At 59.2% G+C, this 23,982-nt stretch carries 25 protein-coding genes and 1 other RNA gene; 22 read left to right on the plus strand and 4 right to left on the minus strand.

Annotated elements, in window-relative coordinates:
- Positions 1-118 precede the first annotated feature (118 nt).
- From EXY20_RS01225 to coaW, 5 genes are all read left to right on the plus strand, one after another.
- Complete coding sequence (locus EXY20_RS01225) at positions 119-946, plus strand: hypothetical protein (RefSeq protein ID WP_135546781.1); 828 nt, start codon at positions 119-121, stop codon at positions 944-946.
- Positions 946-1,704 carry a tRNA (adenine(22)-N(1))-methyltransferase gene (locus EXY20_RS01230; RefSeq protein WP_135546784.1) on the plus strand — a complete coding sequence of 253 codons (759 nt, stop codon included), beginning with the start codon at positions 946-948 and terminating at the stop codon, positions 1,702-1,704. Before EXY20_RS01225 ends, EXY20_RS01230 begins: the two co-directional genes overlap by 1 nt.
- Positions 1,705-1,709: 5 nt before the next feature.
- Positions 1,710-2,825 carry a Nif3-like dinuclear metal center hexameric protein gene (locus EXY20_RS01235; protein ID WP_135547650.1) on the plus strand — a complete coding sequence of 372 codons (1,116 nt, stop codon included), beginning with the start codon at positions 1,710-1,712 and terminating at the stop codon, positions 2,823-2,825.
- Between the two features lie 100 nt (positions 2,826-2,925).
- Positions 2,926-3,371, plus strand: an RNA gene (gene rnpB / locus EXY20_RS01240) — RNase P RNA component class A.
- A gap of 113 nt (positions 3,372-3,484) precedes the next feature.
- Complete coding sequence (gene coaW / locus EXY20_RS01245; protein WP_135546786.1) at positions 3,485-4,306, plus strand: type II pantothenate kinase; 822 nt, start codon at positions 3,485-3,487, stop codon at positions 4,304-4,306.
- 10 nt (positions 4,307-4,316) lie between these two features.
- Here the strand turns inward: coaW and EXY20_RS01250 are convergent, their stop codons facing one another.
- Positions 4,317-6,239, minus strand: coding sequence for a S8 family peptidase (locus tag EXY20_RS01250; RefSeq protein ID WP_135546788.1), 1,923 nt, complete (start codon positions 6,237-6,239; stop codon positions 4,317-4,319).
- Between the two features lie 221 nt (positions 6,240-6,460).
- Here EXY20_RS01250 and EXY20_RS01255 point away from each other — a divergent pair, with 221 nt between their 5' ends.
- From EXY20_RS01255 to thiI, 5 genes are all read left to right on the plus strand, one after another.
- Positions 6,461-6,961, plus strand: coding sequence for a DUF3907 family protein (locus EXY20_RS01255; protein WP_135546790.1), 501 nt, complete (start codon positions 6,461-6,463; stop codon positions 6,959-6,961).
- A gap of 102 nt (positions 6,962-7,063) precedes the next feature.
- The gene (locus tag EXY20_RS40385) at positions 7,064-7,678 is read left to right on the plus strand and encodes a DUF1540 domain-containing protein (protein WP_135546792.1); all 615 of its coding nucleotides are present in this window, start codon (positions 7,064-7,066) and stop codon (positions 7,676-7,678) included.
- Positions 7,679-7,854: 176 nt separating this feature from the next.
- Entirely contained in the window at positions 7,855-8,538 is a 684-nt protein-coding gene (locus tag EXY20_RS01265) for a lytic transglycosylase domain-containing protein (protein WP_207671199.1), read from the plus strand.
- A gap of 72 nt (positions 8,539-8,610) precedes the next feature.
- Positions 8,611-9,768, plus strand: a complete 1,158-nt coding sequence (locus EXY20_RS01270) for a cysteine desulfurase family protein (RefSeq protein ID WP_135546796.1) — start codon at positions 8,611-8,613, stop codon at positions 9,766-9,768.
- A complete protein-coding gene (gene thiI, locus EXY20_RS01275; RefSeq protein WP_135546798.1) occupies positions 9,765-10,997 on the plus strand; it encodes a tRNA uracil 4-sulfurtransferase ThiI in 1,233 nt (410 codons plus the stop codon). Before EXY20_RS01270 ends, thiI begins: the two co-directional genes overlap by 4 nt.
- A gap of 36 nt (positions 10,998-11,033) precedes the next feature.
- Here thiI and EXY20_RS01280 read toward each other — a convergent pair whose 3' ends face one another.
- Complete coding sequence (locus EXY20_RS01280; RefSeq protein ID WP_135546802.1) at positions 11,034-11,327, minus strand: 4a-hydroxytetrahydrobiopterin dehydratase; 294 nt, start codon at positions 11,325-11,327, stop codon at positions 11,034-11,036.
- Positions 11,328-11,450: 123 nt separating this feature from the next.
- Between EXY20_RS01280 and EXY20_RS01285 the strand changes: the two genes are divergently transcribed.
- The 8 genes from EXY20_RS01285 to EXY20_RS01320 all read left to right on the plus strand — a co-directional run bounded on the left by EXY20_RS01285 (position 11,451) and on the right by EXY20_RS01320 (position 17,592).
- Positions 11,451-12,113, plus strand: a complete 663-nt coding sequence (locus EXY20_RS01285) for a TerC family protein (RefSeq protein WP_135546804.1) — start codon at positions 11,451-11,453, stop codon at positions 12,111-12,113.
- Positions 12,114-12,256: 143 nt separating this feature from the next.
- Positions 12,257-12,742 (plus strand): hypothetical protein, encoded by a 486-nt coding sequence (locus EXY20_RS01290; protein WP_135546805.1) that lies wholly within the window; start codon positions 12,257-12,259, stop codon positions 12,740-12,742.
- Between the two features lie 229 nt (positions 12,743-12,971).
- Positions 12,972-14,816 carry a translational GTPase TypA gene (gene typA, locus EXY20_RS01295; protein ID WP_135546807.1) on the plus strand — a complete coding sequence of 615 codons (1,845 nt, stop codon included), beginning with the start codon at positions 12,972-12,974 and terminating at the stop codon, positions 14,814-14,816.
- An 86-nt stretch (positions 14,817-14,902) separates the two neighbouring features.
- Entirely contained in the window at positions 14,903-15,193 is a 291-nt protein-coding gene (locus EXY20_RS01300) for a YlaH-like family protein (RefSeq protein WP_135546810.1), read from the plus strand.
- A gap of 16 nt (positions 15,194-15,209) precedes the next feature.
- Complete coding sequence (locus EXY20_RS01305) at positions 15,210-15,650, plus strand: hypothetical protein (protein ID WP_135546812.1); 441 nt, start codon at positions 15,210-15,212, stop codon at positions 15,648-15,650.
- A gap of 18 nt (positions 15,651-15,668) precedes the next feature.
- Positions 15,669-15,944 (plus strand): hypothetical protein, encoded by a 276-nt coding sequence (locus tag EXY20_RS01310; RefSeq protein WP_135546814.1) that lies wholly within the window; start codon positions 15,669-15,671, stop codon positions 15,942-15,944.
- Between the two features lie 16 nt (positions 15,945-15,960).
- Positions 15,961-16,965, plus strand: coding sequence for an LCP family protein (locus tag EXY20_RS01315; protein WP_135546816.1), 1,005 nt, complete (start codon positions 15,961-15,963; stop codon positions 16,963-16,965).
- Between the two features lie 174 nt (positions 16,966-17,139).
- Positions 17,140-17,592 (plus strand): pyridoxamine 5'-phosphate oxidase family protein, encoded by a 453-nt coding sequence (locus tag EXY20_RS01320; RefSeq protein ID WP_135546818.1) that lies wholly within the window; start codon positions 17,140-17,142, stop codon positions 17,590-17,592.
- Positions 17,593-17,660: 68 nt separating this feature from the next.
- Here EXY20_RS01320 and EXY20_RS01325 read toward each other — a convergent pair whose 3' ends face one another.
- Positions 17,661-18,215: a YhcN/YlaJ family sporulation lipoprotein gene (locus EXY20_RS01325; protein WP_135546820.1), complete on the minus strand. Its 555-nt coding sequence runs from the start codon at positions 18,213-18,215 to the stop codon at positions 17,661-17,663.
- A gap of 131 nt (positions 18,216-18,346) precedes the next feature.
- On the opposite strand from EXY20_RS01325, the gene EXY20_RS01330 reads away from it, so the two are divergent.
- Positions 18,347-19,678 carry a PhoH family protein gene (locus EXY20_RS01330; protein ID WP_135546822.1) on the plus strand — a complete coding sequence of 444 codons (1,332 nt, stop codon included), beginning with the start codon at positions 18,347-18,349 and terminating at the stop codon, positions 19,676-19,678.
- A 35-nt stretch (positions 19,679-19,713) separates the two neighbouring features.
- Here EXY20_RS01330 and EXY20_RS01335 read toward each other — a convergent pair whose 3' ends face one another.
- Positions 19,714-20,211 carry a hypothetical protein gene (locus EXY20_RS01335; RefSeq protein WP_135546824.1) on the minus strand — a complete coding sequence of 166 codons (498 nt, stop codon included), beginning with the start codon at positions 20,209-20,211 and terminating at the stop codon, positions 19,714-19,716.
- 179 nt (positions 20,212-20,390) lie between these two features.
- On the opposite strand from EXY20_RS01335, the gene EXY20_RS01340 reads away from it, so the two are divergent.
- The 3 genes from EXY20_RS01340 to EXY20_RS01350 all read left to right on the plus strand — a co-directional run bounded on the left by EXY20_RS01340 (position 20,391) and on the right by EXY20_RS01350 (position 23,978).
- Positions 20,391-21,476: an SGNH/GDSL hydrolase family protein gene (locus EXY20_RS01340; protein WP_167858926.1), complete on the plus strand. Its 1,086-nt coding sequence runs from the start codon at positions 20,391-20,393 to the stop codon at positions 21,474-21,476.
- Positions 21,477-21,638: 162 nt separating this feature from the next.
- A complete protein-coding gene (locus EXY20_RS01345) occupies positions 21,639-23,123 on the plus strand; it encodes an extracellular solute-binding protein (RefSeq protein WP_167858927.1) in 1,485 nt (494 codons plus the stop codon).
- The gene (locus EXY20_RS01350) at positions 23,124-23,978 is read left to right on the plus strand and encodes an Rpn family recombination-promoting nuclease/putative transposase (RefSeq protein WP_135546830.1); all 855 of its coding nucleotides are present in this window, start codon (positions 23,124-23,126) and stop codon (positions 23,976-23,978) included.
- Positions 23,979-23,982 lie beyond the last annotated feature (4 nt).

A 23,982-nucleotide genomic window follows, 5' to 3' on the forward strand; every position in this document is an offset into this window, starting at 1 on the left:
TTAATGCGGTAGGTCCTTTTCTTTCGTGCGCGTCTGAAAGCGCTAAATGAATCCATGGACGCAGCCGATAATGATGTATAAGGAATACCGTTCGTGACGCTACACCGAGGTGAATCAATTGGACGCGGATAAACGCAAAGTCATTGTGCAAGAAATCGATCGTTGGCGCAGAAGCAAGCTGCTGCCCGAACAGTATTGCGACTTTCTGCTGAACTTGTATCTGGATGAAGATACCCCGCGGGAGAAATTCTCCTGGAACGGCTTCTCGTCCTCGTCCATCTTGAACAGCCATTGGCGCATATGGGTGTTTATATTTGGAAGCGTTGGGCTTATTTCCATGTTCCTTCTCAATTTTAACGCTTTTTCGCCGCCGATGCAAATCGGCGTCTCGCTGCTGTTCGTGGCGACATGCTACATGCTGGGCGCCGTGCAGCGCAACAAGCAGCCGCTCGTGTCGCAACTGACGTTCGGGGTAGGCTCGTTGCTGCTGCTTTACCTCGGCATTTATTGGCAGGCGCACGGGACGCATGGCTCATCGTTCATCGCGCTCTACATTGCCGGCTGCAGTGTGGTCTGGATGGTGACCGGCGTGCTTGCGCGGCTGCCGCTGTTCCATTTGGCCGGGTGGATCGTGCTGATGCTGCTTTACGCCTGGTTTCTGCACGAGCACATCTCGAATTTCGACTGGATCGGCGTGGAGATGAGCTGGATTCCGCTGTCCGCCGTGCTGCTGTGGCTTGGCTGGCTGTTTCACCACAACAACAAGCAGGTGGGGCTCGTCATGCTGGTTGTGGGGCTTCTCGTTTGGTTCGTGCCCGAAATTTATGGTATGATACTGACGGATATCGCGGCGGAATCGCTGCAGTTGTTATTTCTCGCCAAAATGGCGGCAGCCGGCATTGCGCTGTTCGTCTGGCGAAAAAATTGGATTGAGTGGGTAGCCTGATGATTCGATTGTCGAGCAGATTGCAAACAATTGCCAATAAAATCGAGCGGGGAAGCAGATTGGCGGACATCGGCTCCGACCATGCGCTGCTCCCCGTTTTTTTGGCGCAGCAGGGAGTAGTGCGGACGGCGATTGCCGGCGAGCTGAACCCGGGACCGTTCGAAGCGGCGCGCAAGCAAGTGCGGGAAGCCGGGCTTGAGCGCCGGATCGACGTGCGCCGGGGGGACGGCTTGTCCGTGCTGAAGCCGGGCGAAGCGGATACGGTGACGATCGCCGGCATGGGCGGCGGTTTGATCGTCAACATTTTGACGGCGGGCAAACCGCAGCTGGCGGGCGTCAATTGGCTCGTGCTGCAGCCGAACGTCGGCGAAGAGCTCGTGCGGCGCTGGCTGCTTCAGGAAGGCTGGCTGCTGCGGGAAGAGGATATTCTCGAGGAAGACGGCAAAATATACGAAGTGCTGTGTGCGGTACGACTCGCGGATGCGGAACGATGGAACGAAGAGCTGTACCGGCCTTGCCGGATCGGCGATCTGGAGCTTGGCGCCGACGATTTGCTGCGGTTCGGACCGCGTCTTGTCCGTCAGCCGGCAGAGCCTTTCGTGCGCAAGTGGCAGGGCGAAATCGCCAAACTCGAGTCGATCGCGAAACAAATGGCGGAATCGCAGCACGAGCAGGCAGCGGCCAAACGCGGCGCGATGCTGGCGGATATCGACCGCTTGCGGCGATTGGTTGCGGTCATCATGGAGAAAGGGAAGTGAAGCGGATGCTGGCTAACGGGCATACGGTCGTGCAACTGATGGAGCAGCTGGCGCCAAAACATTTGGCCGAACAGGACGACAAGATCGGGCTGCAGCTCGGCTCGCTGGCGAAGCCGCTGACGAAGGTGCTCGTCGCGCTCGACGTGACGCCGGAAGTGGTCGACGAAGCGATTCGCGAAGAGGCCGGACTCATCATCGCGCATCATGCAATCATTTATCGGCCGCTGACCGGCATCGTGACGGACACTCCCGCCGGGCGGCTGTACGAGAAGCTGATTAAACACGATATCGCCGTTTATATCGCCCATACGAACCTGGATACGGCGGAAGGCGGCGTGGGCGACATGATGGCGGACGCGCTGGGGCTGGCCGCCCGCAAGCCGCTCACGAATGCGCATTCGGAGCAACTGAAGAAGCTTGTCGTCTTCGTGCCGAAGACGCATCACGAAGCGGTGCGCGATGCCGTGTTCGCGGCCGGCGCCGGCTGGATCGGCAATTACAGCCACTGCAGCTTCAATATTGCCGGGATCGGCACGTTTCGCGGCGAGGAAGGCGCTAAGCCGTTCATCGGCGAGGCGGGCAAGCTGGAGCAGGCGGAAGAAATCCGGCTGGAAACCGTCGTGCCCGCAAGCAAAGAACGGGCCGTCGTACAGGCGATGCTGAGGTCGCATCCGTACGAAGAAGTGGCTTACGATCTGTATACGATGGATTTGAAGGGCCGCACGTTCGGGTTTGGCCGCGTTGGCGCGCTTCCGGAGCCGGTCACAATGGCGGAGCTTGCGGAGCAAGTCAAAACGGCGTTCGGCGTTCCTTTCGTACGAACGGTTGGCGACCCGCAGCGCAAGGTGGTCAAGGTTGCGGTGCTTGGCGGCTCGGGAGGCCGGTTCTGGAAGAGCGCCCAATTCGCCGGCGCGGACGTTTACATCACCGGGGATATCGACTACCATACGGCGCACGACGCGCTCGCCGCGGGGCTCCTGCTGATCGATCCCGGCCACAATGCCGAGAAGCTGCTCAAAGAGCATGTCGCCGGCTTTTTGCAGTGCAAACTGCAGGAGCGCAAAGCGTTGACAGTCGCCGCGGCTTCGCAAATCGATACGGAAGTGTTTCGCGTGAGGTAAGGGCGGCGGACTTATCCGGCGAGTTCGGTACGAGCCGGCAGAATCCAGATTTCCGTAGTTGTGTTTCGCGTGTTTGTTCGTTATACTAGTGCAGGTATCGAAAGTTTGACAGACAATCGCTGGCGCGCGGGTCAAACCGCCGCGAGAGGAAAGTCCGGGCTCCACAGGGCAGGATGCTGGATAACGTCCAGTCGGCGCGAGCCGAAGGATAGGGCCACAGAAATGGACCGCCGATGGCGTTCGTGAAGTGCGGTACGGGCAACCCGCCGCATGGGACGCACAGGCAAGGATGGAACCGTGGTGTAAGAGACCACGAGGAGCGCTGGCGACTTCGTTCCTGGTAAACCCCATCTGGAGCAAGACCTAATGGAACGCAGCGGACCCAGAGTCCGCAGCCTTAGCCCGAGGTGCGTTCGGGTTGGTCGCTGGAGCCGTTCAGTAATGTTCGGCCTAGATAGATGATTGTCGCTTCAATGGTGGGAGGGCGCTTGAGCGTCCGTTCGCACCACCGGAAGAACAGAACCCGGCTTACGGCAAACTTTCCTTCCTTTGAACTACCTTTATAGTTGCTGACTTGTTGCGGCTGTCCTTGGGGCAGCCGCATTTGCATCGCCGCCGGTCCGTCCGGATCGGCTGCAGATCGAAGGGAGTACATACGCATGATCGTCGGAATCGACGCCGGCGGCAGCTTGATCAAAGTAGCCGTCATGGAGCAAGGAACGATCGTTTGCCGCAAATATCCCGTAGCCTCCTTGCAGGAGGTAGCGGCGGAGATGAATGCGGCTAACGGCGCCGAGTTATGGATTACCGGCGGCAAAGCCGCGATGTTCGCCGCGCAGTTGACGCGGGAGCCGTCCGTCATCCCCGAATTCGATGCGACCTGCCGCGGCGTCCAGCATTTGCTCGCCGATCGGCAGCCGCATCTGCGACGCTATATTTTGACCAATGTCGGTACGGGCACGTCCATCCATAACGTCGACGGCGACAAACACGAGCGCATCGGCGGCACCGGGGTCGGAGGCGGCACACTGATCGGCTTATCGCGGCTGTTGACCGGCATTGCGGAATACGACACGATCGTCCGTCTCGCGGCGCAAGGCTCGCGCGACCGGATCGATCTGCAGGTCGGCCATATTTACGAAGGGGCGGTGCCGCCGATTCCGGGCGATTTGACGGCCAGCAATTACGGCCGTGCCGCTTCGGCGCTGCACAGCCTGGACGATGTATCGACCGAGGATCGTCTGGCTTCCGTAGCCGGGCTGGTGGGGGAAACTGTCGCCACCTGCAGCGTGCTTGCCGCCCGCAGCCATCAGGTGCCGGTTGTCGTGTACATCGGTTCGACGCTGGTCGGCAACGAGTGGCTACGAACAGTCATCAGCCGCTATACGGTACTGCGCGGCGCCGAACCCGTGTTTGCCCGGCAAGGTGAATATTCGGGGGCGCTCGGGGCTTTGCTGCACGGGCTGGCGGCTGGCAGTTGATTTCGTTCCTTCACTCCACCGCACCGCCGACAAGCCGCCGCCACCATGTCGGCGCCGCATCCGCCGGCTTGTCGGCCGAACGGGCGCTGCTTGCCGTTGTGCCGTTTTTGGCCCATTCGAGCGCCTTGGCGACGTCGATCTGGCCATAGCCGAAATAATCGTCCTTGCCCGCCGGACCGAGGTCGATGGCGGTTTGTTTCATGATGTCCATCACTTCCGTGTTTTTCAGCTGAGGATTGACGGAGCGGATCAGCGCCGCAAGTGCCGCTGCGTGCGGGCTTGCCATCGAAGTGCCGGAGAGCGCCGCATATTGCTTGTGCATGTACGTGCTGGCAATGCTGACGCCGGGAGCCGCAACGTCGATATAATCGCCGTAGTTGGAGAAGGCGGCTTTGCGCTGGTTGGCGTCGATCGCCGCAACGGCGAGCACTTCCGGATACGCGGCCGGATAACCCGGCTCGTCGGTATTGTCGTTGCCGCTGGCCGCCACGATGACCACGTCCTTGTCGTAGGCGTATTTGATCGCGTCGTGAAGGAAGCTTGCTTCGGCGTAATTGCCGAGGCTCAGGTTAATCACCTTGGCCCCGTGATCCGCCGCCCAAATGATGCCTTGCGACACGGCGTACGTATTGCCCGCGCCGGTTTCGTCAAGCACCTTGACCGGCATCACCGGATTGTACCACGTCATGCCGGCAACGCCTTCGCCGTTGTTGACGAGCGCGGAGATGACGCCCGCGACATGCGTGCCGTGCCCGACATCGTCGATCGGATCGGCATCCTCATGGATGACATTCAGTCCGGATGCCAGATGGCCTTGCAAATCCGGATGCGCCAGATCGACGCCGGTATCGATGACCGCCACGGTCACTTCGGAGCTGCCTTTGCCGACATCCCAGCCCGACAGCGTATCGATGATCGGCAAGTTCCATTGGTATTTCGCATACAGCACGTCGTTCGGGCCGGACGCTTTGTCCGCCGCGGGCGAAGGGGACGACCCGGCGGCGGCTCGGCCGGAGCCCGAACCGAGGCTGTTCGTCATGTACAAAAAATGCGGTTCGGCGTATTCGACGTTTTTGGTTTGAAAATACGCCATCAGTTGCTTCGCTTCCATCGTGCCCGACCGGAACACATACGTGTAGCCCAATTTGCGCACCGAAGAAGCGCCGGTGTCGGCCTGCATCTGGCGCAGTTCGGCATCTGTAGGCGCGGTTCTGAATTTGACCACGACCTCGTTTTTGTGATAATGGCTCGTGCCCTCGTTTTCCTCCGGATGTTCGACCTTGACGTCTCTCAGCGTATCGGAATCGACCGATTCAATTGTCCAGTTGTTGTCGGGCGGATAGGGGACGACACGCAAATTTTTCATTTGGTGCGCATGCACCTGGCGCAAAATATCTTGCCTGACGACGGCAATCAGCGCTTCGTTGCCGCCTTCCGCCGGTTCGGCAAGCACGAACAGGGCGTCGCCGCGCACGTCAAGCTTGGGCGACTCGTAAGCTTGGGCGGCCGCCGCCTTCTGGCGCGCTTCAGCGATATAAGGCGCCGCCGCCGCTTGCGCTTCCGGCGACAGCTCGCCCGCCACAACGCCGGCATTCGGCGTTTCGCCGCTGCGCAAGTACATGACGTGCGCCATATGGGCGCGTTCGCTCCGCAGCTGCCGCACCGCCGTCGCCGGGTCCCCCGATGTCCGGATCGCGGCCAGCGTCTGGCGCAAGTCGAGCCGGCACTGGTTGCGGCATAACCCGTCGGTCCGCTCCACATCGCCGCTTACGAGCGATTGTTTGGCGGCCAGCTCCTGCGCGGCGGTCAATGTACGCTCCGAAGGCTGATCGGACGATTGTTCCGCGCCTCCGCCGCCGCGGTGCGAATTCGAGGGCAGCAGCAGCAAAACAAGTCCGGCGATCGCGGCTCCGGCAACGACGCTTCGTTTCATGTGGCATCCTCCTTGAGATCGAGTCCGATTGGCGCACGGCAATCCCGCGCGAGTCGATAGTTTAGCGTGTGGAACCGAAGCGGCGATTATGAACGGGAGTTGCTGGGGCGGGTTTTGCAGCTTTTTGGATATAGCCTAACATGGCCGATTTGTGGTACGATGAAGAAGAATATGTGCAAACGATCGCGGATGATCGTCAACGTATGGAGGAGATTGCGCCCATGACAGTGAAAAATGTAAAAGAACTGTGCGAAACGTCGAAAGCGGCCTTATCCGATGCGATAGCCCAGTTGGAACTATTTTTGAATACGCATGCATTGGCCCAGCTGAGCAGCGAAGGCGATGCGGCGATGGATGAATTTTACCGCGCTTATTTGTCCGATATGAGATTTCTGCTGGTCCACTGCGAAGTGGCCTACGAGAAACTCGGCGTCGCCCTGCGCCGCCCGACGTTCAACGCAGAATATGCGGAGAAGGCGCTTTACGAAACTTATCACAATTGCGTCAACAGCTTCTTTTACCCGAAAAACGAATGTTACTCCGAAGACGGACGTTACGCTTACACCGGCCAGGACGCGATCCGGTTCCGCAAGAAGCCGACCCGCGACGCGCGCGATTTGACGATCACCCTGTCCAAAATTTTCGAAGAACTGCGCGAGGAACTGGCTTATTACGAAACCGACTATATTACCCAGCGCCGGATGCAAGGCGAAAAAGTTTAATACATGAATGCCAGGGGTGCCGCAAGCGATACGGCATCCCTTTAATTTGCTCGGATACAGGCCGCCGCCCGGGGCAAAATGAGTGCGGAGGTGGCGATCATTATGCCAGCGGTAAAATGCAGCGTAGCCAATTGCAGCTTCTGGGCAGAAGGAAATGAATGCAGCGCCAATTCAATTCAGATCGACATCGACGAGCATGCCAAAGCGACATCGGGCGATGCCGAATTCGCTTCCGATTTCGGCTCCAGCCACGAAGACCAGGCGTCTTCCGTCGCGGGCACATGCTGCCATACGTTCCAGCCGAAGCTTGAGCCTGTGCCTCGTCACGATGTGAAGGAAACCGCCGCCCTGTTCCAGCAGCAGGAGTTTCGTCAGGAAGCGGGCGACCCTGCACCGGATCGCGTTGCCGACACCGAGGCGGCGGCCGAACTTGCCCCTCATCCGGCATCGTTTCGCACGCATGAGCTTCGGCGTAACGCGGGGGAGGAAGACTATTCCTTCGATTCTTATGGTTCGCTCAGCCGCATTGTCGGCTGGACGGCGCTTGCGCTTTCGGTCGTGGCGATGTTTTATTTTCCGCTGTTGTTCGGAGCGGCGGCCGTATTATTCGGCGTTCTGGCGTTCGTCGGCGGCAGTCGGGCGTTGGGCGGGTGGGCGACCGGACTCGGTTTGCTTGCCGTTGTGGCGCATTTTTTCATTATCCCTTATTACAGTTAAAGAACGTTGATTCAGCGGGAAAAAGCGGCGCGCCCGATCGGAGCTTGTGGCCGGTTGGCGCGTTTTGCTTCGCCCGAGACGGAGATTTGAGGATGCCAGGCAATTCCCTCTGGATGATTCCGCCAAAAACGTGTACAATAGCGAAAGAGCATGTCCAGCGCACGAGGTGACTTTTGATGAGTATCGATCCGCGCATCTTGCAGCAACTGCTGCAAATGCAGTTCCGCAGCAAAATCGATTTGTTGTCCAAGGTCGCGAACAACCAGCCCGGCAGCGATTCGACGTTCGCCGATTTGCTCGGCGTCCTGCTCGGCGGAGATTCGGAAACGGATGACGCCGATGCGGCGATTTCCGCTTCCATGTCGAACACGTCGTTGGCGACGATGATGGCGCTTCGGTCCTACAGCGCTTATGCGGGTAGTTCCGGCGGCGATGCCTCTGCTTACGATGCCCTGATCGATCGTGCGGCTGCCCGCAACGGCGTCGACGATTCGCTCATCAAGGCGGTCATCAATGCCGAATCGTCGTTTCAGTCCAATGCCGTATCGTCGGCCGGGGCGAAAGGGTTGATGCAGCTGATGGACGGCACGGCGGCCAGTCTCGGCGTGCTGAACTCCTTCGATCCGGAGCAGAATGTCAATGGCGGCACCCGGTACCTGTCCGATCTGCTGCGCAAGTACAAAGGCAATGAAGCGGTGGCGCTGGCCGCGTACAATGCGGGCTCGAACCGGATCGACCGGCTCGGCATCGCAACCGACGAGCAGTTGAATGCGAAGCTCGACTCGTTGCCGCAGGAGACGCGCAACTACGTCGCCAAAGTGCAAGCGCTGAAAAACCGCTACGAAACCGAACTGCCGTAAGCTACATATTCACATTCGGGAAAAGATCGATGCCGGTCTTTTTCTTTTTTTGAAGCAAATGGGAGGCAGGCTATGCTTTATTTGGATTATTGCGCCACAACGCCGCCTCTGGACGAAGTGGTCGATACGATTGCCGACGTGATGAAGAAACATTACGGCAATCCGTCGTCGCTGCATCGGTTCGGGCTGGACGCCGAGCGGCTGCTCGGGCAAGCCCGCGCGGTCATCGCCGCCACGCTGTCGGCGAAGCCGGACGAAATCATTCTGACGTCGGGTGGCACGGAAAGCAACCAGTTGGCCATTCGCGGCGTTGCCGGTCAATTCGCCAGCCGCGGCAACCATCTGATTACCAGCGCGGTGGAGCACCCGTCCGTACTGGAATGCTTCCGCGCGCTCGAAAGCGAAGGCTTTCGCGTGACCGTACTGCCGGTCGACGCGACCGGCCGGGTGAGCGTGGACGAATTGCGCGAAGCCATCACGAGCGAGACGATTCTGGTCAGTCTCATGCATGTCAACAATGAAACCGGCCGCATTCAGCCGGTAGAAGAAGCGGGCGAATTGCTGCGCGCCTATCCGCGCATCGTCTTCCACGTCGACGCCGTGCAAAGCGCCGGCAAACTTCCGCTCGACCCGGCCGCGCACGGGATCGACTTGCTCAGCGTCTCCGCGCACAAGCTGCGCGGACCGAAAGGCGCCGGCTTCCTGTACCGGCGCCGCGGACTGGCGCTGAAGCCGCTGTTCGTCGGCGGCGGCCAGGAGTTCGGCTTGCGCTCCGGCACGCCCAACGTGCCGCTCGCCGTCGGCATGGCCAAGGCGGTGCGCATCGCGTTCGAGCGGAGCGAGCAAGCGGCGGCGCACCTCCACCGGCTGCGCCGCCGGCTAGCCCGCCGCATCGCCGGCATCCCGGCGCTGCGGCTGACGTTGCCGGAGGAGCTGGACGGCGTGGCGCCGCACATGGTGCACTTCCTGTTCCCCGGCATGCCGGCGGAGGCGGCGCTGCATGCGCTCGAACAGCGCGGCATCTGCATCTCGAGCCGTTCGGCTTGCTCGTCGGGCAAGCCGGAGCCGAGCCGGGTGCTGCTTGCGATGGGGCTGACGCGCGAACTGGCGGAATCGGGCTTGCGCGTCAGCTTCGGCGAAGCGCATACCGAGGCCGATATCGATGCGGCAGGCGATGCGATCGAACAAGTGGCCGGCGCAATGGCACGGAGGAAGGGGGGCGAATCGTGAAACCGGACGCGGTTATTGTAAGGTTGGGAGAATTGACGCTCAAAGGGAAAAATCGCCACAAGTTCGAAAAATCGATCATGAGGCATATCCATAAAGCATTGGCGCCTTATCGCCAAGTGGCGGTGACGACGGAATTCGCCCGCGTGTATATCGCATTGAACGGGGAAAACTACGGGCAGATAGCGGCAAGCCTGCGCACCGTCTTCGGCATTTCCTCTTACAGTCCGGCGGCGGCGATTGCAAGCGAAATGGCGCTGATGCGGGAAACGGCGCTTGCTGTCTTCAAGGGACTGGCCGTGCCGCCGCGCTCGTTCCGCATAACGGCCAAACGCGCCGACAAATCGTTTCCGCTCGATTCCCAGCAGCTGGCCGGCGACATCGGCGGCTACGTGCTGCAAGCGATCAACGCCGAACGCGAGAAGACCGGCGAGACGCCACTGGTTGTGGACGTTCGCCGGCCCGATGCGGACATTCGTGTCGACGTGCGGGGACAAGGCACCTACGTATTCGCCGAGACGATCGCGTCGTCCGGCGGCTTCCCGCACGGCAGCAACGGCAAAGCGATGCTGATGCTGTCCGGCGGCATCGATTCGCCGGTGGCCGGCTGGATGGCGATGCGGCGCGGGCTTGCGCTGGAGGCGGTGCACTTTCACAGCTATCCTTATACAAGCGAAAGGGCCAAACTTAAAGTGATCGAGCTCGTTCGCCGGTTGTCCGACTTTACGCCGGACGGCATGAAGCTTCACCTCGTACCGTTCACCGACATTCAGGTGCGGCTGCGGGACGACGTGCCGGACAACCTGCTGATTACGTTCATGAAACGGGCGATGCTGCAACTGACCGAGCGGTTGGCCGAACGAAACCGCGCGCTGGCCGTCGTGACCGGCGAAAGCCTGGGACAAGTGGCGAGCCAGACGCTGTCGAACTTGCATGTCATCGGCAGCGCCGGCTCGTTGCCCATCCTCCGACCGCTGATTACGAGCGACAAGCAGGAAATCATCGACAAGGCGCTTGCGATCGGCACCTACGAAACGTCGATCCTGCCGTACGAAGATTGCTGCACGCTGTTCATGCCGAAGTCGCCGAGCACGAATCCGAGCCTGCGCCTGATCGAAAGTGTGGCAAGCCGGCTCGATTGGCTGGACGAAGCGTTGGACCGGGCGGTTGGCGCGACCGAATCGATGCAGCCGGGAGCCGAATCGCAGACGGCGTTTGACGCTTATTTTTAGACGATGGATTGAAACCGGATCGGGTTGTCGTACGTATTACGCTTTGGCCCTTAACGCGTCGCTTTCGATGGACTGCGCCAGGGAGAAATCTTTGCCCGTCACGCCGCGGCTGTCGTGGGTCGTCAGCGATACGGTCACCTGATTATATTTGATTGCGATGTCGGGATGATGATTGGCGGCATTCGCCAACTCGGCGATCCGATTCACGAAGGCAATCGCCCCCTGGAATCCGTCAAGCCGGTACGTTCGGTGCAAGGCATCGCTTTCAAAGCGCCAATTCGGGAGCTTGTGCAAATAGACGGCAACCTGTTCCGGAGACAATTTGCTCATCTTCCTAACCACCTTTCGTTCGAATGATTGTACTGGATGAATCTATATGTATTGTATCAGAAAGGGCTTACATGCGTGCGGATTATTTCCGGTCGCGGGCAAGCCGCCAATTGGGGGACAATCGTGATGGACTGGTTTTTGCTATTTTTGCAAATTATGCTGATCAACATCGTGCTCAGCGGGGACAATGCCGTTGTAATCGCCCTCGCCAGCAAAAACCTGCCGGTTTCCCAGCGGAAACAGGCGATCTGGTGGGGGGCGTTCGGCGCCATCGGGCTGCGGCTTGTTCTCACCATCGTGGCGGTGAGCGTGCTGCAAGTCGCCTACATTCAGGCGATCGGCTCGCTGCTGCTGCTCTACATCGCCATCAAGCTGCTTATCGACGATTCGGGCGAAACGCATGTGAAGGAAGCGTCGACGCTCGGCAAAGCGATCTGGACGATCATATTGGCCGACTTCGTCATGAGTCTGGACAATGTGCTGGCGATCGCGGCCAAAGCGCAGAACGACATCACCGTCATCATTCTCGGGATTGGCCTCAGCATCCCGATCATCATCTGGGGCAGCACGATGGTCATGAACCTGCTGCAACGTTTCCCGATTCTCGTCTACTTGGGAGCCGGCATCCTCGGTTATACCGCGGGCGAGATGTTCCTCAAGGACGAAAAAATGAGCCAATACCTGCACGGGGACGCCATCCATTGGATGATTCCGATCGCGTTGACGATTGTCGTCATAGCCGCCGGACTGCTGAACAAGCTGGTCAAACGCGCCAAAATGGGTTGATCCTGCCGAAACCGCCGCCGCAAACGCCATTGCGGCGTTTTTTGTCGGCATACGCAGGCGCTTCGAGCCGCTAGTATTTTCCGTCGAATTGGGCTAAACTAAAGGTAACGATTGTCGTATTTTGGGTGGGGGAGGGTTCGGTAATGGCAAGAAACCGGTATTCGATTGGCATCGTGTTGATCGGCATCGCGATCGTGCTGCTGCTTGGCAAGCTCGGCGTGTTTGCCTTCCTGGGCAAAATGCTGTGGCCGCTTCTCGTTTTGGCGCCGGGGCTTCTGCTTCATTTTCTTTATTTCGGCCGTATTCTTCCTTCGGGTGTGCTTGTGCCGGGCGGCATTCTGGTGACGTATTCCGTGATGTTCTTTTATTGCAATTTGTTCGGCTGGCATTCGATGTCGTACTTATGGCCCGGTTTCCTGTTCGGTGTTGCGGTAGGGTTGTACGAGCTTCAACTGTTCGACCGCAATGCGCCGAGAGGCACGATTACCGCCGCGCTCGTCATCGGCATTGTAGCTGCCGCGTTGTTTGCGCTGTCTCTGCTGTTCTCGCTTTCGATTTATGTCATTGTCCTGCTGCTCGTCGCGATCGGCGTTGTTATGGTGCTGCGCAGACGGCCGCGTTCGTGGTGATTTTACCACATTAGAATTTATTAGTTTCCGGATGAGGCGGAATGTCAAATTCTAATTGGCGATAAAACCTACCTCTGAACGCGGTCGCTCATCTTCGAATGGCTTCGATAGAGGTTTTCTCACTTGATTTTTGCCTGTCTCTCGGTTACAATAGAATGTATGTGTCAAGCGTCGGAATTCAGCCGGCGCTTATTTTGTGATGAGAGAGCCATAGGAGAGGTAGGAAACCATGCATTCCAGAGATAAAATTCGCAATATCGCGATCATCGCGCACGTCGACCACGGCAAAACGACGCTCGTCGACAAGCTGCTGCAGCAATCCGGCACGTTCCGCGACAACGAGGCGGTGCAGGAGCGGGCGATGGACTCGAACGATTTGGAACGGGAACGCGGCATTACCATTTTGGCAAAAAATACGGCGATCAACTACAAGGATTATTTGATCAATATCGTCGATACCCCGGGCCATGCCGACTTTGGCGGCGAAGTGGAACGGATCATGAAAATGGTCGACGGCGTGCTGCTCGTCGTTGATGCGTTCGAAGGCTGCATGCCGCAGACGAAATTCGTGCTGCGCAAGGCGCTGGAACAGAACCTGAAACCGATTGTCGTGCTGAACAAAATCGATCGGCCGAACGCGCGTCCGGCGGAAGTCGTCGACGAAGTGCTCGATCTGTTCATCGAGCTCGGCGCGAGCGACGAGCAGCTCGATTTTCAAGTCGTTTACGCATCGGCGCTGCAAGGCACGTCGAGCCTCGACCCCGAACAGCAGGACAGCAGTATGCACGCGCTGTACGAAACGATCGTGGCGCACATCCCGCATCCGACGGAAGATACGTCGCTGCCGTTGCAGTTCCTCGTTACGCTGATGGACTACAATGAATATATGGGCCGCATTGCCATCGGCCGCGTCAACCGCGGCATTATTCGCCAAGGCCAGCCTGTGGCGGTTATGACCCGCGAAGGCGGCGTCAAGCAGGCGCGCATCGAGAAGCTGTTCGGCTTCCAGGGTCTCAAGCGGATCGAAATTGAACAAGCGGGCGGCGGCGACATTATCGCCATTGCCGGCATCAAGGAAATCAATATCGGCGAAACGATCGCCGATCCGGCGAAGCCGGAGGCGCTGCCGGTACTGAAGATCGACGAGCCGACGCTGCAGATGACGTTCCTCGTCAACAACAGCCCGTTCGCCGGACGCGAAGGCAAGTGGGTCACCTCGCGCAAGCTGCGCGAGCGGCTGTACAACGAACTGGAAACCGATGTTAGTTTGCGAGTGGAAGATACGGACAGCCCTGACGCTTTTGTCGTCTCCGGACGCGGCGAACTTCATCTTGGCATCCTGATCGAAAATATGCGCCGGGAAGGCTTCGAAATGCAAGTGTCGAAGCCGGAAGTCATCATCCGCCATATCGACGGGCAGAAGATGGAGCCGGTGGAGCGGCTGCTCATCGACGTGCCGGAAGAAACCATGGGCGCCGTCATGGAAAGCCTTGGCACGCGCAAGGCGGAAATGGTCAATATGATCAACAACGGCACCGGCCAGGTACGGCTTGAGTTTCTTATTCCGGCGCGCGGCCTGATCGGCTACCGCACGCACTTCCTGACGCTGACGCGCGGTTACGGCGTCATGAACCACGCCTTCGACAGCTACGGCCCGTATTACGGCGCCGGCGTCGGCGGCCGTCACCAGGGCGTGCTTGTTTCGATGGAGAACGGCGTTTCGACGCTGTACGGCATTCTTTCCGTCGAAGACCGCGGCATCCTGTTCGTGCAGCCGCAAACGGAAGTGTACGAAGGCATGATCGTCGGCGAACATACGCGCGACAACGACATTGTCGTCAACATCTGCAAGGAGAAGCAATTGACCAACATTCGTTCGGCGGGCAAGGACGACACGGTCAAAATGAAAGTGCCGCGGCTGTTCAGCCTCGAGCAGGCGCTGGAATATTTGAACGACGACGAATATTGCGAAATAACGCCGAAGTCGATTCGGCTGCGGAAGAAAATTTTGAACAAAAGCGAACGCGAACGGAGCGAAAAGCACCGCAAAACGGCGGAAGCGGGCGTTCAATAAATCGATCCCGGCTAATCGCCCCTCCCCGGCCGGGAGGGGCTTAGTCGTATCACGGATCTATCAAGCGTATTTCGGGAGGCTCGGCCATGCAGCATATTACCGACTGGTTGTACCGACATCCGGTGATTACGTATCTCATCATTTACATTTTTCTTGTCTATGTGTATAACAACGTGTTTCGCGTCCGCAAGCTGCCTCTGCTCAAGGATGCGCTCATTTATTTGCTTGTTGGCGTCGGCGCCTTCATCCTGCTGCTGTTCCAGCACGACCTTGGCTTGCCGATCGTCTATTGTCTGGCGGTGGCGGTATTTCTGATGCTGCTCGTGCGGATTCGCTATTATAATGAAAAGCGGGGCCAAACGAAATCGAAGCCGTAAGCGGGAGGGGACGCGGGTGGCGGATTTATGGCTGACGCCGGTCAAGGAAACGGGGGCTGCGGGCACGATTTCGCTCGGAGGCGAGCGCATCCGGCTGGGCGGCGGCGAACCGTGGGGGACGCTGCGCGGCAAGCTGCAGCAGCTGCATCCGCGGCTCGTGCCGCTGTTCAAAGCGAACATGCTGCTTGGCGATGAAGCGGACGCCGACGACAGCTGCGGCGCTGCTGCCATCGATTTGCGGCTGGACGACGGCGAATCGATCCTGCTCGGCGCTGGCGGCCTTCCGGCTTCCCATTGCGCGCTGTCTTTCTTCGACCGGCTGCTTTCGCCCGCGCAGTCGCTGCAGGTGCTGGAGCGGCTCGAGTCGTCCGGCGCCTCATCTGACGAGCGGCATCTGGCGCAGACGATTGTAGAGTGGCTGAAAGCGGGCAGCGCCGTCATCGTGTTACAAGACTAGTCGGCAGGAGGAAGCGGAATGAATCTGCAGGACGCGCTGTACAACTGGCTGCAAATCAGGATCGTCGCCGAAGGGCGGCCGGACGATAACGCGGCGAAAGACACGCTTGCTTTTTTTGCGCAAATTTTGGAGGAAGACCATCACTTGAGCAATGTCCGTATCGCCGGCTTGGACGAATCGCTCATTACGGTGCAATTCATGCAGGAAGGTCAGGCGGTGTCCAGGCAGTTTCCCCGCGAAGCGGCGGAACAACTGCTTGCGGATATTCGCAGCAATCCCAAATACAACGAGTGAAACCAGGTGAGCGAACATGACGGAGCCGGGATTGACCCCGCCGGGGCTGCAGCCGCAGTCGGGCCGGACGGGGCGCAGCCGTTCCAGGTCGGTTGTATGGCGGCGGTTCGTCAAGCCGCTGCTGTGGATCGTGCTGCTGTTGCTTGTCGCTTCGGCCGCCTATGCGGCCTATTTATATTTCTTCAAGCTGGATCCGATGCTGGATCGAATCGGCACGGACCAGACCGTCGCTTCCGCCGATCAGGCGAGCCGCAAGCCATACGCGCTGCTGCTGCTCGGCCTCGATACGCGGCCGGAAACGGGCAGCTTGAACACGGACGTGATCATGGTCGCGGCGCTCAACCCGCAGCGCAAATCGGCCGTTGTCGTTTCCGTGCCGCGGGATACGTACGTCAAGGCGGCCAAAGGGCTGCCCGCCGGCAAAGCTAACGCCTGGTACGCCGCGGCGACCAAGGGCGGCAAAACGTCGGGCGAAGCGGTCAAAGGCGCGTTCGGCGCCTGGCTGAACATTCCGATCGCTTATATGGCGACGATCGATTTCCGCGGGTTCGAAGATGTGGTCGACGCGCTCGGCGGCGTCCGTGCGAATGTCGATATGGCAATGCGCTACGTGGACAAAGCCGACGGCACGAACATCGACCTGCAGCCGGGCGAACAGAAGCTTAGCGGCAAACAGGCGCTCGATTTCGTTCGTTACCGCAAGTCGAACCAAGGCACGGCCGAGTCGAGCGATCTGGAACGCAACAGCCGTCAGCAAGCGATTGTTTCCGCCATCATCGGCAAGCTGCAGTCGGCGTCGGGCATTATGCGGCTGGGCGGCGTCATCGACGCGGCGGGGGACAACGTCGAGACGGACATTCCCAAATCGCAGCTCGTCAATTTCCTGAAGACATATGCGGGCATTTCCAGCGATAACATACAATATATTCATTTGGGCGGGGACTGGCGCAGCCCGTACATTTACGTGCCGGCAGGCGAGCTTGCCGAAGCGCAGAAGGCGCTGGCCGCCACGCTCAAATGAAGGCCCGGCCTTTATCCGGTTGCGAGCGTATGGTATAATGAAGTTATGATCGATGCAAATCAGCGTAGCAGGCTCGACGCAAGAGGTAAACTTCATTGCCGATTGGACCTGAGAACGGCCCAATGCGGTAATGAAAGAGCAAGCAGGTCATCAAGGCGAGGAGGCCAAGGTTGGATGGCGGAAACCATAACAGCTTTACCTGAGCAGCTCATCGCGGTTTTGCAGAAGGAAGCGTTCGTGCTGCTGAGCACCGTCGACGCGGAATCCGGCTCTCCGAGCACGAGCGCGATTTCGTGGGTGTATGCGGACAGCCCGTCCAAGCTGCGGTTTGCAATCGACCAGCGTTCGCGGATTTTGACGAACGTCCGCAACAATCCGCTCGTCAACGTGGCGTTCTTCGGCGCCGGCTCCGTACATGCCGTGTACGGCCGTGCTTCGATCGTAACCGATGCGATGGACGGCGTGCCGTTCAAGCTCGCATGCGTCGACATTGAAGTGGATGCGGTACGCGACGCCATGTTCTACGGTTCGCGCATCAGCGTCACCCCCGAATATGAGAAGACATACGACAAACGCGCCGCCGAGAAATTGGACGGACAAGTGTTCGAAGCGATGAAAAAAGCCTAAGTCTGCGATGCAGATTAGGCTTTTGCCGTTTTTTGCGGGCGATTCGCCTCGCCGGATCTCGCCGGATCTCACAGGTTCTGGCTGGTGTAATTTTGTTGATTCTCCGTCTGCGCCGGCGCCTGCTCGTTGCGCGGTACGACGTCTTTCGGCAGCTGCGGGATGATGCGGCCGATGATTTTGCCCATTTCGTCGGCAAAACCCGAAACGGGATGCCCGGCGCGAACATGTTCGGCGATTTGCGCGATCCGGCGATCCAGGTCCATGTCTGCGGTGACGATGGCGTTCGCGCCGTCGGGATCTTTGCGCAGCGCCTCGGCGACGGAATATTTGATCGTGTCGACGCGTGCGCGATCCGCGTTCGGCGCAACGTTGATGCCAACGACGGCGTAGTTGCCGAACATTACGCAATGCGCGCTTTCCACTTGCGGAATGCTGGCGGCGAGCGCCTCCAGATGCGCGGCGACTTGATCCGGCCGGCCGCTCGTATCGGGCATCGTTTGCTGCACTTTGACTTGCCCTCCGTATTGCTGGGCGCGAGTGGAGGGAGAAGTGCCGTTATGAGCCGATTTGCCGCATGAGGCTAACAGCAGCGCGGCGGCGGCGATCCAAACAAGAAGCTTCATCGCGACTCTCCTTTCCGGTCCGTTCCGTTGCTGCGGAACCGAACCGTGGCATGACCCTAGTTTATCCTGACATTTCATTCGCTATGTATAGCCGCTGCGCAAGCGACATCTGACGTGGAGGGGACCTTGGGATGAAAAAAATATATGTGCTGGATACGAATGTGCTGCTGCAGGACCCGAATGCCGTTTATGCGTTTGAAGACAATGACGTGGTCATTCCGGCGATTGTGCTGGAGGAGATCGATTCGAAAAAACGGCTGGCGGACGAAATCGGCCGCAACGCCCGTTACGTCTCGCGGCTGCTGGACGGCTTCCGCGCGCAAGGCAAGCTGCAGGACGGCGTGGAGCTGGAAAATGGCGGGCATATCAAGGTGGAGCTCAACCATCGCAGTTTCGTCCGCATGCAGGACGTGTTCGGGGAAATGACGAACGACAACCGGATCCTGGCGGTGGCGCTTAATTATGTCAACGAAGAGCAGGACAAACCGGAGCCGAGACCTGTCATCCTGGTCAGCAAAGATACGCTGGTCCGCATCAAGGCCGACGTGCTCGGTATTACGGCGCAAGACTATATGAACGACCGGGTCGTGTCGCTCCCGGATCTGTACGGGGGCTGCGTAACGCTGCAGGTGCACCCGGGCATCATCGACGAATTTTATTCGTACCGCTTTCTCGGCACGAACAGCCTGCATCTCGGCTACAAGCTGCACCCGCACGAGTTCGTGATTCTGCGCGACGAGCTTGGCACCTCCAAGTCGGCGCTGCTCAAGGTGAGCGCGGACGGCAAACGGCTGGAGCCGCTCTTCCTCAGCAACGAACCGATTTGGGGCATCGGAGCGCGCAACGCACAGCAGCGGATGGCGCTGGAGCTGCTGCTGAACGACGATATTCCGCTCGTGACCATGACGGGCAAAGCGGGCACGGGCAAAACTCTGCTGGCGCTGGCGGCAGGTCTGATGAAAATCGAAGACGAGCACAAGTACAAAAAGCTGCTGATTGCAAGACCTGTCGTGCCGATGGGCAAAGATATCGGTTATTTGCCGGGGGAGAAGGAGGAGAAGCTGCGGCCGTGGATGCAGCCGATCTACGACAACCTTGAGTTCCTCTTCGATACGAAAAAGCCGGGCGACATCGATAAAATATTGGCCGGTCTCGGCAGCATTCAAGTCGAGGCGCTCACTTATATTCGCGGGCGGTCGATCCCGGGCCAATTCATCATTATCGACGAAGCGCAAAACTTGTCTCGCCATGAAGTTAAAACGATCGTTTCTCGCGTCGGCGAAGGAAGCAAAATTGTGCTGATGGGCGATCCGGAGCAAATCGATCATCCGTATCTGGACGCCTCGAGCAACGGATTGACGTATGTTGTCGAGCGGTTCAAGGAGCAAGGCATTAGCGGGCACATTACGCTGGAGAAAGGGGAACGGTCGAAGCTGGCGCAATTGGCGGCCGATCTGCTGTAAAGGCTTGCGGCGGGTGCGGCGTTTCCCCTGGCCGATTAGGCCGGCGTCGCGACGCCGCAGCCGTAAGCGCGGGCGATTCGTTCCATCAACTCGGTGAATTCGCGATCCGTCACCAGCACCGTTTGGCCGTTGCTGCCGTCATAGGAAGCGATCAGGTGCTCTTCCATCTGGAGGAGCGCCTGTTTCGGCTCCGCGGAAGCGGCGCGATCCGGCACCACGAGTGCAAACGGCCATACGAGGTGTTCGTACAGGTAGTGGCGTTCGGAGCGGCTGGAGAAGCCGTAATCGGCGAACAAGCCGTACAGCTGCGCTCCCTCCGGCAACAGCAGCAGTTCAAGGCGATCCGCCGGTACCTTGTAATGCTGCAGCACCTCAAGCGCAGCATCGTATTCCCGCTCGTCGCCTACGACGAGCAACTCCTTGTCGCGGTCGAACAGCATCGTTTTGTCGGCCAGTCCCTTGACGATCTGGGCGTAGAAGCCCGGTTGTTTGCCTTCCGGCAGCTGCATGTCGAGTCCGATTTTGCGTTCCATGTGAGGACGTCCTTTCCCTTTTTCCCATTCCATTCGAATCCAGCTTACGCCAACCGGCCGGCCGTTGCAAGCGCGGGGCTAATGCGCGTCAATTGCGGCGCAGGGTATTGGCAGGTCGTACCGGATCGGTTAAAGTAGCGGGAGAGCCTCTAATTTCCCATGAAGGAGTGTCCATTCGCTTGGATATCGTCAACCATCGTACCCCATTGTCGGTCACGTGCCGCAAGCTGGCGCAAGGCAAGCTTACCGTCGGATTCCTCGGCGGCTCGATTACGGACGCGCGCCCTCGCCACAACTGGCCCGAGCCGGTTATCGCCTGGCTAGCGGACCGTTACCCGGACGCGCTTATTCAAGTGGAGAACGCCGCTATCGGCGCTACCGGCAGCGAATCCGCCGTGTATCGGGTGGAGCGCGACATTATGGCCCGGGACTGCGACCTCGTTTTCGTGGAATATGCTGTGAATGATTACGGTGTGGAAGCCGGGCGAAGGGCGCGTACCCGCGAAGGTTTGCTGCGCAAGCTGCTGGCGGAAGGCAAGCGTGACGTCGTGATCGTTTATACGTACAACCAGCCGATGTACGACGATATGACGAATGGCCGTGTGCCGCAGTCGATCGCCGATTTCGAACTGCTTGCGGACCATTACGGCATCGGTTCCGTCTGGATGGGGATGCATGCGCTGCGCGAAGTGCAGCGCGGATTGATGCGCTGGGAGGAATGGCTGCCCGACGGCCTCCACCCGACAAGCCGCGGCAGCTTGAGCTACGGCCAAAGCGTGATCGGCTATTTGGCGGACGAGCTCGACCGGGACAGTGTCGGCGGGGAATGGCCGGATCGCTTGCCCGCGCCGCTTCACGAAGGAGCGTGGGAGCGGACGGAATGGCTCGATTTGGCGCGGCTGGAACGCCAGGGACCGTGGGTGCTGCGACGCTGGCCGCATTTGGAATGGATCGATCAGTGTCTGGATACGTCGGCGCTCGGAGCTCGGCTCGCTTTCTCCTTTACCGGACGCGGCGTTACGCTCGGGCTCGATTTCGGCCACACTGCCGCCGATTTTCGCTACCGCATCGACGGCGGCGAATGGACCTTGTACGAAAGCGACAGGCCGGCCTGGTGCGGCGACTCCGGCTGGTTCGTGATGCGCACGCTGAACGAACAGCTTGCCCCGGGCGAGCATCGTTTGGAGCTCGAAGTGGTACACGGCAACCGCGACAACAGCAAGGGCACCCGCTTCCAGCTGGCCATGGTTGGCATTATCTTGTAACGACATGTGGAAACCCGTTTCGCGTCCCGGCGCGGAAGCGGGTTTCGCCAATTTTGTGTGTTATTTCACAAAAATAGCAGGACGAAAGCGCTTCATATTTGGTATAGTAGGAAGAGGTTCTTTGGACTGGGCCGATATGGGGACAGAGGAGTGCTCATGATCGTGACGAGGAAAAAAAGCTTTTTGGCGCTTTTTTCGATATTGGGCTTGTCTCTGATTTTGCTCTCGCAATGCACCGGATCGGGCAGCCAGCAAGTAGCGGGTGACGGCGAGGACAAAACGGCAGGCACGCAGAAGACGAACGAACGCTCGCCGGGCAGCACCGGCCAGTCGCTGACGATCGCCGTTTCGATGGCGGCGGACGAATTCGCCACGCTGCAGAGGCTGTCGGATAAATATATGGAAACGCACACGGACATCACCGTTCAAATGAACAATCTGCCGGCGAAGGAAGCGTACGCGCGGCTGAAGAAGGCGAGCCAACTCGGCGAGGCGCCCGACCTGATGCTGCTCGACAACGCGTGGATCAGCGAGTTTGCGGCGCTCGGGTTCCTGCAGCCCGTAGACGAATATTATACCGGCGAAAAATCGTCGCAGCGCATCGAAAAAGTGATGAATCAGGTGAAATGGAACGGTTATATGTGGGGGGTGCCGAAGGATGTCGACCCATACATACTCGTTTGGAACAAGAAGGCGGCCGAAGAGCTGAAGACGGACAGCGGTCCGGCAACGGCGGAGGAGATGCTGAGCTGGAACAAGCGCTGGATGAAGCCGGAGCAGGGAACGTACGGGATTTACGTCGATCCGACCGATCCGAACGCCATGCTGGCGCTGCTGTCGGCGCTCGGCGGCACGATGGGCGAAGCGGCGATGCCGACGATGAAGGCGGGCGAAGCGGCTTCGGTCAAGACGATGGAGTCGTTCTTCGAGCCTCAGGATGCGGCCTGGGACGCCAAGCAGTATGCGCTGAATTATCCCGCGCTTCAAGCGGCTCCACAGGCAGCGAACGGACCGGTGTGGCAGCCATGGGATTTGCTCGCGACGGGCAAAATGGCCGCGATGGTGACGACCATTTCCGAGTACGGCCGCCACAAGAACGTCGGCGTGGCGATCGCGTCTCTGCCGCAAGGCGGAGGACCGCTGAAAGGCGTCTGGCTAGGCGGCCGCAGCTACTCGATTGCCGCGCGTTCCACGGACGCCAAGGCGGCGATCGAATGGATCAAGGAAGTGACGTCGCCGGATGCCGAGCTGAAACTCTGGACCGAAACGAAGAAGCTGCCGACGCAACTGTCCGTGTACAATACGCCGCTCATGCGAGGCGACGAGCATTTCCATTCGTACGATTGGCTAATCAGCAACGGCAAATCGCTGCCGTTCGATACCGAAAACGCGAAGAAGCTGAGCACCCTGCAATCGGAGCTGGAGCGGCTGCACAAGGGCGAAACGGACGTCAAAACGTTCGGCGAGCGCGCGGCCAAGCTGTGGACGGCGGCAGTGGACAAAAACACGGCCACGCCTACTCCCGGCGGCAGTTCAGAGCCGTCCGGATCGTCGGCGTCGCCGACGCCTACGCCATCGGCCGGCAGCACGCCGGGAAAGCTGCCCGGCGTTGGCGCCAGCGCCAGTGCGAAGCCGAGCGTCAAGTAGCTGTCGGCGAGAGGAAGTTTAAAACCGAAAAACGATTTTGTATTTGGCAAGTTGTTCGGGGAACCCGATTCCCGCGACAGCTTGAAAGCTTTGCTCAACGCGATTCTGCGGCAGGACGGCCGGGAACCGATTGCGGAGATTGTCGTGATCGAGAACCGGACGCTGGATCGCTGGCGGCCGGAGGATAAGCTGGGCAGTCTCGATATTTTGGCCGAGCTTGCAAGCGGCGAGCAGGTGAACGTCGAAATGCAGGTAGCGAACCCGTACAACATGATTCCGCGGACGATCTTTTATGCAGCTAAGCTATTTACCCGCTCCATCAAAGCGGGCCAGGACTACGAGGTGCTGCGCAAAACGATCGCGATCAATTTGCTTAATTTCCGGCTGCTCGCATCATCGGATCGTTTTCATCATACGTTTCATTTGCGGGACGACGTGACGCCGCATGCGCTGTTGACTGACGTCATGGAGCTGCATTTCATCGAATTTCCGAAGTTTGAACAGACGCCGAAGGACAAGCGCAACCCGCTCCATCGCTGGCTGATGTTCATGGATGACCAGTTGGGCGAAGACGAGTTGAAGGAGCTGATGGCAATGGACAGCATGATCGAAAAGACGGAAGCGAGGCTGGAGCAACTGAGCGACGATCCGCTGGCAAGGGAGCTGGCGGAGGCGCGGGAGCGGGCGATCCGCGATTGGAATTCTTCGATGGCAGGCAGCCGGAAGGAAGGCCGGGAGGAAGGCAAAACGGAAATCGCCGTCAAGCTGCTGAAAAGCGGGATGAACCACGATTTTGTGGCGGAGATGACCGGATTGACGCTGGAGCAAATCGGCCGTTTGGATGCGGAGCGGTGAGCAT

The organism is Paenibacillus cymbidii (assembly GCF_004764705.1).
GTDB lineage: Bacteria > Bacillota > Bacilli > Paenibacillales > NBRC-103111 > Paenibacillus_AN > Paenibacillus_AN cymbidii.